The organism is Phormidium sp. FACHB-1136 (assembly GCF_014697375.1).
GTDB lineage: Bacteria > Cyanobacteriota > Cyanobacteriia > Phormidesmidales > Phormidesmidaceae > Nodosilinea.
The window spans coordinates 26,717-39,792 of record NZ_JACJRS010000022.1 but is presented as its reverse complement, the minus strand read 5'-3'; the positions used below and the strand labels follow the sequence as shown (position 1 = coordinate 39,792).

Annotated in this window: 10 protein-coding genes; 4 read left to right on the top strand and 6 right to left on the bottom strand. The window is 56.2% G+C overall.

From position 1 onward, the window contains the following. Positions 1–264 precede the first annotated feature (264 nt). Positions 265–903 (top strand): restriction endonuclease subunit R, encoded by a 639-nt coding sequence (locus H6G62_RS08995; protein WP_190494237.1) that lies wholly within the window; start codon positions 265–267, stop codon positions 901–903. 36 nt (positions 904–939) lie between these two features. Here H6G62_RS08995 and vapB read toward each other — a convergent pair whose 3' ends face one another. The 3 genes from vapB to H6G62_RS08980 form a co-directional block, all read right to left on the bottom strand. Beyond that, complete coding sequence (gene vapB, locus H6G62_RS08990) at positions 940–1,173, bottom strand: type II toxin-antitoxin system VapB family antitoxin (RefSeq protein WP_190494235.1); 234 nt, start codon at positions 1,171–1,173, stop codon at positions 940–942. Positions 1,174–1,175: 2 nt separating this feature from the next. Continuing rightward, positions 1,176–1,484 carry a DUF4926 domain-containing protein gene (locus H6G62_RS08985; RefSeq protein ID WP_190494233.1) on the bottom strand — a complete coding sequence of 103 codons (309 nt, stop codon included), beginning with the start codon at positions 1,482–1,484 and terminating at the stop codon, positions 1,176–1,178. A gap of 138 nt (positions 1,485–1,622) precedes the next feature. Next, positions 1,623–5,372, bottom strand: coding sequence for an AAA family ATPase (locus H6G62_RS08980; protein WP_190494231.1), 3,750 nt, complete (start codon positions 5,370–5,372; stop codon positions 1,623–1,625). Positions 5,373–5,496: 124 nt separating this feature from the next. On the opposite strand from H6G62_RS08980, the gene H6G62_RS08975 reads away from it, so the two are divergent. Both H6G62_RS08975 and H6G62_RS08970 read left to right on the top strand, forming a co-directional pair. Then, complete coding sequence (locus tag H6G62_RS08975; RefSeq protein ID WP_190494229.1) at positions 5,497–5,694, top strand: hypothetical protein; 198 nt, start codon at positions 5,497–5,499, stop codon at positions 5,692–5,694. Between the two features lie 159 nt (positions 5,695–5,853). Continuing rightward, positions 5,854–6,267, top strand: a complete 414-nt coding sequence (locus tag H6G62_RS08970) for a type II toxin-antitoxin system VapC family toxin (RefSeq protein WP_190494227.1) — start codon at positions 5,854–5,856, stop codon at positions 6,265–6,267. 39 nt (positions 6,268–6,306) lie between these two features. Here H6G62_RS08970 and H6G62_RS08965 read toward each other — a convergent pair whose 3' ends face one another. After that, positions 6,307–6,726 (bottom strand): hypothetical protein, encoded by a 420-nt coding sequence (locus H6G62_RS08965; protein ID WP_199324854.1) that lies wholly within the window; start codon positions 6,724–6,726, stop codon positions 6,307–6,309. Positions 6,727–7,060: 334 nt separating this feature from the next. On the opposite strand from H6G62_RS08965, the gene H6G62_RS08960 reads away from it, so the two are divergent. Further along, complete coding sequence (locus H6G62_RS08960) at positions 7,061–7,627, top strand: Uma2 family endonuclease (protein ID WP_190494225.1); 567 nt, start codon at positions 7,061–7,063, stop codon at positions 7,625–7,627. Between the two features lie 140 nt (positions 7,628–7,767). On the opposite strand, the gene H6G62_RS08955 is transcribed toward H6G62_RS08960, so the two are convergent. Both H6G62_RS08955 and H6G62_RS08950 read right to left on the bottom strand, forming a co-directional pair. Then, positions 7,768–9,327: an HlyD family efflux transporter periplasmic adaptor subunit gene (locus tag H6G62_RS08955; protein WP_190494223.1), complete on the bottom strand. Its 1,560-nt coding sequence runs from the start codon at positions 9,325–9,327 to the stop codon at positions 7,768–7,770. A 134-nt stretch (positions 9,328–9,461) separates the two neighbouring features. Next, a complete protein-coding gene (locus H6G62_RS08950) occupies positions 9,462–12,455 on the bottom strand; it encodes a peptidase domain-containing ABC transporter (protein ID WP_190494221.1) in 2,994 nt (997 codons plus the stop codon). Between the last annotated feature and the right edge of the window lie 621 nt (positions 12,456–13,076).

Here is a 13,076-nt window from a genome sequence, read left to right as displayed (position 1 = left end):
AATAACCTCAGTTCGGGTTAAGCTCAGTAGTCCGATGCCCCGGAAGCCCTCACCCCCCCGCCCCCTCTCCCACGGGGAGAGGGGGAGCTAGAGTTTCAAAGTCCCTCTCCCTTGGGGAGAGGGATTTAGGGTGAGGGCCAGCGTCGTTGCCAGAAGCGGGTTTCTAGCGATTGAAGCCTTTGGCTTATCCCGAACTCAGATTAGGCTACAGTGCTAGCCCCAGGCTCCTGTCACCGCCGCGCTCTGTCCCCTTCGCAAGATGCTATGGGCAGCATTATTCCTGCCAGCCAAATTTCTATCGCCCTGCTCGAAGAGCGCTATGACCTGCGAGAAGCAACCCAGCCAGATTTTTTTCTGGAATGGACACAGGGGCTAGGGGAACTGACCGAGCTAGAAAAGCAATATCTTGATCGGGTGAAAACCCATTTCAAGCTCCTCCTCAAAAGGAGGCCATTGTTAGAAAACAGCGTCAAGATGGTGGTGCTTTCGCCCCTGTTGGATAGGGCGGGTTTCTACGATGACCCGTTTCATATTCGTTCGGAGGTGAGTGTTGACATTGCCGTTGAGGACGAGGGGCAAATGATTCGCGGCAGGATCGATGTTTTGGTGCTGAGGGATCGGTTTTGGATCTTGGTGCTGGAGGCGAAGCGCAGTGATTTTGACGTGAATGTGGCGATGGGGCAGGCGCTGGCTTACATGCTGGCAAATCCTGAGTTGGGCCAGCCTACGTTTGCCATGGTGAGCAATGGCCAGAGTTCTTTGTTTCTGAAGCTGGCGAAAACGCCTCAGTATACCAACTCTCGCCTATTTTCTTTAGTCAATCCGGAGAATGACCTTTATGAGGTGCTGAAGGTGATGAAGCGGATTGGGCAGGTGGTCGTGGCCGAACCCCAGAGCGATTAGACCAGCCCTACCGCCAAGCCGACCGCCCACAATATTTCATTCAAACAACGGCTCCCGATCTTCCAAGGGCGGCTGTTCGCGGGTGGACATAAAGTCATCCGTGAAGTGGCTGAGGCTATCAAACAGGGGTTGCCAGGGCTGATCGGTGCTGAGCAGAACGATAGCATTACCGACTTTTTTGATGTAAACCTCTGTGCCGTTGAGATGGAAGGCCGCAGGCAAAACCACGACCTGGCCATTGTCATTTGTCAGTAATGGGGTGGTTTCCATGGCTAAACCTCTGGGCGATCTACCTCTAGGGTACTGGTTTCTCCAGACCGGGGGGTCTCCTTTTCCAGTCGAGATCGCACGGTCAGAATGTCGTCTGGACGTAATGGGGCCATTGCCGATTGGGGCACCGTCACCACATCCACCGATTCGCCGAGGGCGTTAAAGACCTCCAGGATACAGCCCGCTTCGCCGTCGTCTGGGGCGGGGAGGGTATCAATGAAGGTGGCAATATCGCCCTGCCGCAGGTGGTACTCCGGGAAGTCTCGATTCAGGGAAACGCGGCTATACAGGGGAATTTCAGAGTCTTTCATCGCTTTGGTTTGAGCGTGACGAACTGGATAATGTTGTCCTTAGCACGTTCTATCCACACTGTAACAACAAGCAGAGCACCCTTGGGGCCAAGGATTGGGTCTTCAATTTCATGCCATACCCGCCCTTTTGGCCAAACCCTACCGCCAAGCCGACCGCTCACAGGTGCGCCGCGCTACCCTCACTGTTTCGTCGGTTTCGCTTTTGGCGACAAGGTAGCCCCGAATGCGGTTACAGGTGTAGTTTACCCAGCCCACCTCTGCCAGCCACAAGGGCCACAGCCGTATCGTGCCATCATCACTGCCACTGACAATGGTTTTCCCATCGGGGCTGAAGACAACAGCATTAACACCACCATAATGGCCTGTTATCGGTTGCCCCAAAGGCTGACCGCTGCGATCCCATAGTCGTATTGTGCTGTCATATCCCCCACTCACTATCGTTTCCCCATCAGGGCTAACTGCCACGGAGCTGACCCAACCTCTATGGCGAGTTAGAGATTTGCTTAAGAATTGACCATTGCGATCCCACAGTCGTACTGTGCCGTCATGTCCCCCACTCACTATAGTCTCCCCGTCAGGGCTAAAAGCTACAGAATAGATTTGACCCCTGTGGCCAGTTAAGGGCTGACTCAGGGGTTGGCCATTGCGATCCCACAGTCGTACTGTGCCGTCATATCCCCCACTCACTATGGTCTCCCCGTCAGGGCTAATGGCCACAGCATTGACCCAGCCTTCATGTCCAGTCATAGGCTTTCCTAGGGGTTCTCCCATGCGATTCCACAGCCGCACGGTGCCATCAGAACCTCCACTAACCACTATTGCTCCATCAGAACTAATGGCTACTGTAACTCGCTCCCCATGACCAGTTAAGGGCTGGCCTAAAGGTTGGCCGTTACGATTCCACAGCCGCACGGTGCCATCAGAACCTCCACTAACCACTATTGCTCCATCAGAACTAATGGCTACAGCCCTAACCCACTCATCATGGCCAGTCATGGGTTGGCCCAAGGGTTGACCACCACTATCCCATAGCCGCACGGTGCTATCCGCACTTCCACTAACTACTGTTTTCCCATCTAAGCTAATGTCCACAGAAGTGACCCAGTCGTCATGACCAGTTATGGGTTGCTCCAGCGATTTACTGTTTTGATCCCACAACCGTACTGTGCCATCAAAGCCCCCACTGACCACTGTTTCCCCATCCGGACTAATGGCCACAGAAGTGATATTGCCGTTATGGCCCGTCATGGGTTGGCTGAGGGGCTGACCACTACGATTCCATAGTCGCACCGTGCCATCAGTCCCTCCACTACCTATCATTTCCCCATCGGAGCTAATGACGACAGAGTTAACAGCACCATCGTGGCTAATGATGGATTGGCCAAGGGGTTGGCCGCTGAGCCTCCACAGTCGCACCGTGCCATCAGTCCCCCCGCTAACCACCGTTTCCCCATCGGAGCTAATGGCCACAGAATTAACAGCACCGTCGTGACCAATGATGGGTTGGCCGAGGGATTGGCCACTAAGGCTCCACAATCGCACCGTGCCATCATCCCCCCCGCTAATCACCGTTTCCCCATTGGAGCTGATGGCCACAGAATTAACAGCACCGTCGTGACCAATGATGGGTTGGCTGAGGGATTGGCCACTAAGACTCCACAATCGCACCGTGCCGTCATCCCCCCCACTAATCACCGTTTCCCCATTGGAGCTGATGGCCACAGAATTAACAGCACCGTCGTGACCAATGATGGGTTGGCCGAGGGATTGACCACTAAGACTCCACAATCGCATCGTGCCATCATCCCCCCCGCTGACTACCGTTTCTCCATCAGAGCTGATGGCCACAGAATTAACAGCACCATCGTGGCCAGTGATTATTTGGCCAAGGCTTTGACCGCTGCGATTCCATAGCCGCACCACGCCAAAATCTCCCCCGCTGATTATCGTCTCCCCATCGGGGCTAATGGCCACTGACAGAACCCAGTCGCCGAGATTACCAAATATTGGGTTTCCATCAGGGGTAGTGCCTACTTGCATAACACCGCTATCATGAACCCCGATCACGCGAGTGAACTGAGCATAACGATTGCCCAAATCCAGGACAGCGGTAGATATCAGACGCTGTCCACCACCAATGCGAGGAAAGTGAGTCAAGGGATTCTCCCCAATGTTAATCGCCGCCAATCCGCTGACCATGCTCCCCAGCGGGTCGCTCTCAGCTAGGTTTTTAGCATTAGTTTCGTAAATCTCAATCTGTCGCAACTCAGCCCGTCGTACCTGGTACCCCGCAAACCCCGTCAACGTGGTTGTTAAAACTAGACCCGCAGCCAGTCCAGCGGTTCCCAGGCGTTTTAGGCGCTTTTCTTGCCGTTCGGCTTGGTCAGCGGCGGTAAAAAAGGACATATCTAGGGTCGTCATATCGCCCTGGTGGTGCTGGGCAAAGCTACGCAGCAAATCCAGGTCGGGCGGTCGCCACAGCAGGCCAGCGGGTTTGCCTTGGTCGTGCCAATATTGGGCCGCAGTTTCTAGGCGGCGCTGAAAGCGAATATCGTCGCGGCTGCTGTCCAGCCAGTCGTTGAGCTGTTGCCAGTGGCCAAACAGGGCTTCGTGGGTCACTTCCGCCACATCCTGGTTTTCTTGGCTGGCCAACGTTACCAATCGCGCCCCAGGAGACGAAAACCTCGCTAGAACCTGCTTTACGGCCTCCGGGCTATCCTGGCTGGCGATTAGGCTTTCCACCGGGGCACGGCGGCGGGTGTCGCGGGTGCCCTCCCCCAGTTGCACCAGGCCGATAAAAATGCGGCGGGCCGTCTCCTGTTCCCCTGGGCTGAGGTGGTCGTAGATCTCCTGGGCCTTTCCGGCTAGGGCACCACCCACACCCCCCATCTGGCGGTAGGTCTCCGCCGGGGCCACCCCCTGGGCCAGCCCCTCCCAAATGCGGCTAAGGGCAAACTGAAGCAGCGGCAACGCCCCCTCCCGGCCCTCGGTATCCGTCACCAACAGATCCACCGTGGCCTCATCTAGGGGATGTCCAGCTCGTTTGGCGGGTTCAGCAATGGCGCGGCGCAGTTCCGCCGTGGTCATGGCGGGCACAATCACGCTTTGGTCAGACCCGATGATTTGGTTCAGCCCTGGGTGGCGCTGGGTTTCGCCCAAAAAGTCGCTGCGGAGAGTGATCACCACCGAAACCTGGGCACTGGGGTCTTGGGCGGCGGTGAGCAGGTTGTCGATGAAGGCTTGGCGTTCCCCAGCCTCCTTACAGAGGGAATAGACCTCCTCGAACTGGTCTACCAGCACCACCAGCGGGGCATCCTGGATTTGGGGAATTAGGCTGGCGATGCGGCGCAGGCCGTCGTAGGTGCCTTCTGGGGTGGCGATGCCTAGCTCCGTGGCAAATTCCCGCGTTTTGGTGACGGGCATGGGGTCTTGGGTTGCCGTTTTAGCCAGCACCCCCGCCAGCGCCTCCAGGGGATGGCTACCGGGCACCAGCACCGCCACCCGCATCTGGGCCTTGCCCAACAGGGGCCGCTGGGCCAAGGCCGGAATCAACCCCGCCCGCGCCAAAGAAGACTTGCCAGAACCCGATGGCCCCAGAATCGGCAACAACCGGGGCACCGCCGACTGCTCCACCAGTCGTTGAAACCGTTCCCAGAGCCGTTCCACCTGGGCTTCGCGGCCAAAGTAGCGGTCGCCGTCCTGCTCTGTAAAGGCGGCCAGCCCCTTGTAGGGATTGGGGCCAAGCTGGGCGGGGGTATCGGCGGGGGCTTCCGGTTGCGGCGGGGTAGTTTGGTGAATCACATAGATCGTGTTGCCATCGCCGGAAACAATGGCACTGCCCACCGCACTCTCTTGAATGTGAATGCCACGATTCGACTGGTCTAGCATCGCCCTGATTGCCCCTTTCCGTAGGCTTCACCCTTTGATAGCACAAACTGACAGATCTGCTTCATCTGGCATAGTCTAGAGACGATCAATTAAGATTTAGGATAATCACTCAAGAGCAAGCGTAATGCCCATCATTAAAATCCCTAAACAGTATTTAATCGATCAAAATGAAGAGTTCATTACCGTGGATGTACCTGCATCAGTAGTATCGCTCTGGCAGCGGGACTATGACAAAATAACTAAGGCCAAGGGACTGCTAAAAGACAAGCGAAACCAAATGCTGGCCCATCTCGATACCATGCGCCAGGAGTGGGATCGTTGAAGTATCTCTACGATACCAATATTTTTATTTATTAGGCCAATTCAAGGTTGAAGTGCAACACCTGCTCAAATCCGCTTGCAGCCATGGATCTAATACTAAGCCTATGAAGGAGACCTATAGCCTGCTGTGCTGCGCTGTACCGTGTTCCTGGTTGTGGTCATGACCGCGAAGGCTGACAGCGGCTCTGAGACAGAGTGTTGCACTTCAGATTTGAGTCTGCGTTATTTTGCAGAAGAGCCAGAAGTATTGCGGTTTTTCTCGGAATCATTTCTCAGTCAAAATGAGGCATTCATTTCTCCCATTGTGCGAATTGAATTGTTGAGCTTTTCAGATCTATCTGACGAAGAAGAAACGATAATTACTAACTTGCTGACGCAGTTTGAACGCATTCCCATGTCGCCTCAAATCGAAGATCGCACGATTCAATTACGGCGCTATTATCGTCTCAAACTTCCCGATGCTCTAATTGCGGCAACGGCTTTACATCGCTCTGCCTGCGTAATAACCAGGAATGTGGACGACTTTAAGCGAGTGCCTGAGTTAACGCTGTGCAATCCCTTTGACGGGATGTAGGATAAATCACCTGAGTAGGGATTGCACGATACACCGCAGCTACAGAATCAACCCCACCAGGGGCAGTAGTTTGTGGCCATGCTGTCCCAACCAGCTTGCGGTGGCTTCCACATGGGGCCGCAGCTTATCGATGGCCTCCCCAAACCCGACCAAATCCTGGGCGTAGGCCAATCCGGTTTCCAGGGTCTTGGCGATGACACTCTTATCTGGCTCTGGTTTGGCGGCTTCCTGCTCCAGCTTTTTGGCCACCCCCGCCACGATAGGGTCATCCAACTGGGTTAGGAGGTCTCGAAGGGCCTGCAACTCTGCTTGAATATTCACGGTTTCTGGGGCTGGCAGGTTGGCCTGGTTAAACTGTACCGAAACTGTATTGCCGTCGCCCGTTACCACGGCACTTCCGGTTACGCTGCCGCCAATCTGTATCGAGCGGTTATTGCCTGGGGTGTCTGGGGTCGTCATAGACAAGATTGCTAAAGGGTTGCTTCAACTGTAAGACAATCGGCAAAGTTTTTGGCGATCGCCCTCACTTGCTGTGGTACTGGGCCAAGTGGGAGGGGGCCAAGTGCTACCCAAGTACAGCAACGACTCTCCCACCGCACTCTCTTGAATGTGAATGCCGCGATTCGACTGGTCTACCATCGCCCTCATGCCCCTTCCGCCTAGGCTTCCCCCTTTGATAGCACAATTGTTGATGGCCCAGTCCCTAACCATCCCAATCCTCAACCTTCGTTAGGATAGAATTACGCCGCTTACCGCTCCCAGTCCAGGACATCACAGGACATCACAAGCACCTATGGCCACTATCCTCAATCTAGAGCCCCTTGCCGCTGCCCTCACGCGAGAGCAGTTCTGGGCGCTGTGCCAGGGCAACCCAGATTTACGACTAGAGCGAACCCCGCAAGGAGCATTGATCATCATGAGTCCGGTGGGGGGAGAAAGCGGCCATCAGGAAGCCAATCTGATCATCAAGGTGGGCATCTGGAATGAGCAAACCCAACTGGGTTATGTGTTTAGTTCGTCTACGGTCTTTAGCCTGCCCCAGGGAGGTGATCGCTCCCCCGATGTGGCTTGGATTGCCAAGGCCCGATGGGACGCCCTCAGCCCCGAAGACCGGGAAGGCTTTCCCCCGATCTGCCCTGATTTTGTGATTGAACTGCGTTCCCGCAGTGATCGCCTATCGCCGCTCCAGGCCAAGATGCAGGAATATCTAGACAGCGGTCTCAAGCTAGGCTGGCTGATCAATCCGCAGCAGCGACAGGTGGAGATCTACCGTCCTAGCGAACTTCCTGAGGTGGTTGCTTGGCCAGTGACGATTTCTGGGGAGGATGTTTTACCGGGGTTTCAGCTTTTTCTGAACTGACACTCCCACGGCTAAAGCCAGTAGGATTCTTGGTTCAGCAAGACCATATACATCACCACAATTAAGGGCAGACCAGCCTACAGCATCAACCCCACCAGGGGCAGCAGCTTGTGGCCATGCTGACCCTGGGCGGACGTGAGCTAGCGTCCGGTTTTGAGGCTGTCGATCTTGCGGGTAAACAGGTCGGCGAAGATCATAATCACCCGCTGGGGCCGCGTTTTGATGTTGGCATTGAGGGACATCCCCGACTGCAACTGGATGGGCTGGCCATTGATGGGAATAAACTGTTGATCGAGGGTGATATCCGCCGGAAAGCGATATTCGGGGTTAATTTGGTCAGGAGGCAGGGCATCGGAGCCGATGTGGGTGAGGGTGCCCTTCACGTCGCCAAATTCGCTGTAGGGGAAGGAGTCAATCCGCACATCCACCCTCATTCCTTCCTCCACAAAGCCGATATCCCGGTTGGTGATAAACACCCGCGCCACTAGGGCATCGTCGGGCACAATTTCCATGATTGGTTCGGTGGAATTGGTGACAAAGCCCGGTTGGTTGGCCTTGAGGTTAAACACCGTGCCGTTGATGGGAGAGCGCAGTTCTTGGTAGACGAGGGTTTGTTGCAGTTCGGTGATTTGGCTTTCCACCTCTTGCAGGCGTTTTTCGTTTTCTAGGATGGTCTTGGTGAGTTGGCTGTCGATGGTGGCGATTTGGTTGTCGTTGGCGGCAATGCGGCTCTGAAGTTCGTCCTGGGAAGTGGTTTGGGTATTGCGGAATTTTTCTTCGGCCTGGGCAATGGCGACGATCAACCGCTGTTCTTCTTCCACCAGGCGATTCACCTCGGTTTGCTTATTTTTGACCTCCTGGCCCTGCTGCAAAAGGGGAATTTCGCCAATGCCACCCTGGGCTTGGAGGGTTTGCACCCGCGTCATAATTTCTTGGTTAAGGGCCAAATCCTGACGGGCGTTGGCCAGTTGGGCCTGGGTTTGGGTAAGCTGGCGGTCTAGTTGCTCTACCTCCAGGCGGGCAATGCCCAGGCGAGAAGCTAGGTCGGCATTGGCCGCTTGCAGGCGTTCCCGCTGGGCAGGGGTGAAGCTGGATCCGGTGGTGTCTCCGGCCAGTTGGGCGCGGTAGAGGGCGTTTTCCGCCACCAGGGCGGATCGGTTGCTGGTGAGTTGGAGCAGGCTGGGGGAAATTTCCGCCGGAGCCGCCACCCCTGCCTGATCCGCCAGTTGCGACCGATAGAAGGCGTTTTCCTCCTCCAATTTCACCCGAATTGCCTCCAGGGAAGCCAACTGGGCCTGACTGGTTTTGGGATCGAGGCTGACCAGCAGATCACCCTGTTCCACCGCCTGCCCTTCCTCAACATGAACCTGCTGCACCACGCCCCCCACCGGAGCCTGAACGGGCTGCACCGTAGCCTGGGGTTCTAGCTTGCCCTGAGCCGGAACGGCCTGCTCAAATTTCGCCAGATAGGCCCAGGCAATGGTGGCGGTGGTGACACCAATGATGCTCCACACCACCGCCCGCGACCACCGGGGCGACTGGCGCAAAATCACAGGCTTATCAAAGGTCTCTAGCTGCCGCGAGGGCGTGGTTGAGAGAACGGCATCCCCTGACTGACTGTGGCCATTGTGACCATTTGATCCGTTGGGGCTGCTGCCGTTGGGTTGTTGACCGGGGGGAAAGGGTTGGATGCGTACCATGGCAATTTCGGGGGTAGGGGGGAGTAATTGAGGCTTGGGTTGGGGCGCACTGCGGTGCGCCCGTACAGAGGATTTCGGTTCAGAGTTCCAGCCCCCCTCTCCCCGTGGGAGAGGGGCTGGGGGTGAGGGCTGGCCTACATCATGCTGGACTGCTGTTGGTAGAGGGTGTAGTAGCGGCCCTGGAGTTCCATCAGTTCGGCGTGGGTGCCCTGTTCCACGGCGGAACCTTGATCCATCACCAGAATTTGGTCGGCCTGTTTGATGGTGTTCAAACGGTGGGTGATGAAGAACACGGTGCGGCCTTGTGCCCAGGCATGGAGGTTGACAGACACCTGGTGTTCGGTGTCGTAGTCGAGGGCGCTGGTGGCCTCGTCCATAATCAGCAGGCGGGGGTTTTGCAGAATGGTGCGGGCGATGGCGATGCGCTGGCGTTGGCCCCCGGAGAGGCTGGCCCCCCGTTCGCCGATGCGGGTGTTGTAGCCCAGGGGCAGTTCCATGATGAAGTCGTGGCAGCAGGCGATTTTGGCGGCTTCAATGATGGCGTTGGCATCGGCATTGGGGTTGGTGAGGGAGATGTTTTCTTGAATGGTGCCCTCAAATAGCAGGCTGTCCTGGGGCACAATGCCGATCTGCCGCCGCAGGGAGTGCAGTTCCACCTTGCTGATGTCGTAGTGGTCGATCATAATGCGGCCCGATTCCACCTCGTAGAGGCGGGGCAGCAGCTTCATCAGGGTACTTTTACCGGAGCCGCTTTGGCCGACAATGCCGATGAAGATGCCCGCCTGAAACTCTAGGTTGATGTTGATCAACTGCATGGGGCCAGAGGGGCCAAACCGGAAGGCGACATTCTCGAAGGTGACTTGGCCCACCAGTTCCGGCATGGGGATTTGCTGGGCGTCGTGGGCGTCGGTTTCCTGGGGGTGGTCGATGATGTCGGACAGGCGCTCCAGAGACAGGGCGGTTTCCTGGAAGTTTTGCCAAAGCTGGGCGAGGCGCAAAATCGGCGCGGTCACGTAGCCGGAAATAATCCGAAAGGCAATCAACTGGCCGAGGGTGAGTTGCCCTTGCAGCACCAGGTAGGCTCCCACCCACAGCACCAGCAGGGCCGAGAGCTTGTTCAAAAAGTTGCTGGCGCTGTTGGCGGTGGTGGAGGTGAGCACCGTGTTAAACCCCGCACTGACGTATTCGGCGTAGCGTTCCTGCCATTTCCAGCGGGTGCGTAGCTCAATATTTTGGGCCTTCACCGTTTGAATGCCAGAGAGGGATTCCACCAAGAGCGACTGGGTAGCGGCGTTGCGCTCGGCCTTCACCCGCAGTTGCCGCCGCACAATAGGGGCCGCCAGCATGGTTACCGCCACAAACAGCGGAATCGTGGCCAGGGCCACCAGGGTCAGCAGCCAGCTATAGATGAACATCACCACGATGTAGACCACGGAGAACACCGCATCCAGCACCACGGTGAGGGCCGTTCCGGTTAAGAAAGAACGAATATTTTCGAGTTCGTTGATGCGGCTAGAGAGTTCCCCCACGGGCCGTTTATCAAAATAACGCAGGGGCAAACGGAACAGGTGATCGATAATTTCCGACCCCAGAGTCATGTCAATACGGTTGGTGGTATCGACAAAGAGGTAGGTACGTAAACTCGTCAGCAGCGCCTCGAATACCGCCACAATCACTAGGAAAATGCCCAGCACTTGTAGGGTATCAATACTGTTTTGCACAATCACCTTGTCGATGATGATCTGAATCATCAACGGGTTAGCCAAACCAAACAACTGCACAAAGAACGAGGCAACAAACACCTCCAGCAGCACCCATTTGTACTTCACAATGGAGGGCCAGAACCATTGCAGACCAAACTTTTGCTGCGGCGTTTCGCGGGTGGGTTCTAATAGCAAGATCTCGCCACTTTGACCCCAGGCTTCGGCAAAACTTTCTGGGGTGCGCCGAATTAATCCCACCTCAGGATCGCCCAAAATATAGGCTTTTTCGGAGGTTTCGTAGAGCACCGCAAAGCCTTCGTGCCACTGAATCAAGCAGGGCGTATTCAGCCGACTAAAGGCCGCCGCAGGCACCCGCACCAGTTGGGTTTTGAGGCCCATCATCTCGCTTAAGCCCCCCAGCACGGGCATCGACAATCCCACCCGTTCCTGCTGATTCACCAAGATTTTGCGGATCACATCCTTGCGGAAGGGCATCTTAAAATGCTGGCTGAGCATATCAAAACAGGCCAAGGCTCCATCCACCTGGCCGCGCCCCCTGGCGTAGGGATAGCCCCTGGCCCGACCATCTCCCTTGGCGGTGGTTTCGACGTCGCGGTCGTTGGCCGTTAGCTGGGCCTCGGTGGCGTAGGGGATGCCGTTCACATCCAGCACTTCCACCGGACGGTACACGGCCTCCGGTTCCGGTTCTGCCTCCATTTGAAAGGTCTCCGCCAGCACCGTGGGTGTCAGGCCAATCAGCCGTGCTCCCTGGGGGCTAATCACCTCCACCGTGGCTTGGGGATCCACCTTCAGCACCGATCCCACGGGCTGGTTGAGGATGGTGCCGCCACTGAGAATCCAGGTCAAGCCCGGATCCAAATTCCGCAGGCTGCACACCCCGCTGGGAAAGTTAACAATGGCCGATTCTTCGCACACTAGGCGGGCCTTAGCCTTCAGGTCGCCCAAATCAAGCGCCTGTTGTTTGGCGTGTTGGCTCAGCAGGTCAAAGGCTTCGACGGGGTAGATGTGGTCGCGCAGGGCGGCCCCAAAGCGGGGATGGTCGCTGAGGTACTGCAAAAAAGTGTAGGAGGGCAGGTTGAGGGCGACGATTTCCGTGGAGGCAATCACCGTTTCACAGGGTTGGCCCCGAATTAGGCTGATCACCCCCACCACTTCCCCCGGCCCTAGGCGCTGAAGGGTAACGGGCTGCTGACTGCGTGGATCGTAGCCCAACAGTCGGGCCTGCCCCTCTAGGATGACAATTACCTGCTGGCTCAGGATCTCCCGCCGCAGCATGGGTTGACCCACCCGATACCGCAGGGGCGTAGCGGATTGGGTCAACGTGGTGAGGACGGCCTCCGGCAGTTCGTCAAAGGGGTGAAAGACACCCAGGGTTTGGCTGCGGAACAGGGGTGTTTGGGGCATCGTCAGAGACAGGTTAAAAACCGCAGGGAGCGTCGTTTGAAATGAAATGGATTGGGGCGAGGAGCCTAGTCCGTGGAAGACTGCGGTCAGATCCCACTCAAACTAACTGATACTAAGTCTATCCACCATAGATGGCCCAGGCTCGAATTCCTTCAACTTCTCCTATTGTTTTCAGGTTGTCGGAAATTTTAGTCTGGCGAAAAAGAAGTTAATACTTGGCCGCAAAGGATGTTAACACTCTAGGTGCGGCTGGATTAGGTGTTAGAGACGACATTTTTGGGGGAGGGGGTCGGGAGGCGGGAACAGAGAGTGGGGAAATCAACAGGAGGACTGTGACAGTCGTGAAAGCCGACTGATGATTGAGTTCTACGCCTGGTTGCCTGACACAAGTCCCGAAAACCTTGAAAATATCTTGCCTTGGAACTGAATCTTATAGTCTCTAGGTTGGAACTGGAAGACTTGACTGAAGGAGCTTGCGGGCTAACGTCCGTCTTCTAGGAGAAATCAGAGGTTTCTGGAGATGTGTCAGGCAGTCAGATTAACTCGACTTGGCTACTTGCTGATACCAGTCCTTTATAGGAATGAGCATAATTTGGTGCATGAAAGCCTTGGCATAGGTGA

What these genes read in the sequence shown, in the direction of transcription:
- H6G62_RS08970 (WP_190494227.1), top strand. Translation starts at nt 5,854, where the DNA reads ATGACCGCGAAGGCTGACAGCGGCTCTGAGACAGAGTGTTGCACTTCA.
- vapB (WP_190494235.1), bottom strand. Translation starts at nt 1,173, where the DNA reads ATGGAAACCACCCCATTACTGACAAATGACAATGGCCAGGTCGTGGTT.
- H6G62_RS08965 (WP_199324854.1), bottom strand. Translation starts at nt 6,726, where the DNA reads ATGACGACCCCAGACACCCCAGGCAATAACCGCTCGATACAGATTGGC.
- H6G62_RS08995 (WP_190494237.1), top strand. Translation starts at nt 265, where the DNA reads ATGGGCAGCATTATTCCTGCCAGCCAAATTTCTATCGCCCTGCTCGAA.
- H6G62_RS08985 (WP_190494233.1), bottom strand. Translation starts at nt 1,484, where the DNA reads ATGAAAGACTCTGAAATTCCCCTGTATAGCCGCGTTTCCCTGAATCGA.
- H6G62_RS08950 (WP_190494221.1), bottom strand. Translation starts at nt 12,455, where the DNA reads ATGCCCCAAACACCCCTGTTCCGCAGCCAAACCCTGGGTGTCTTTCAC.
- H6G62_RS08975 (WP_190494229.1), top strand. Translation starts at nt 5,497, where the DNA reads ATGCCCATCATTAAAATCCCTAAACAGTATTTAATCGATCAAAATGAA.
- H6G62_RS08960 (WP_190494225.1), top strand. Translation starts at nt 7,061, where the DNA reads ATGGCCACTATCCTCAATCTAGAGCCCCTTGCCGCTGCCCTCACGCGA.
- H6G62_RS08980 (WP_190494231.1), bottom strand. Translation starts at nt 5,372, where the DNA reads ATGCTAGACCAGTCGAATCGTGGCATTCACATTCAAGAGAGTGCGGTG.
- H6G62_RS08955 (WP_190494223.1), bottom strand. Translation starts at nt 9,327, where the DNA reads ATGGTACGCATCCAACCCTTTCCCCCCGGTCAACAACCCAACGGCAGC.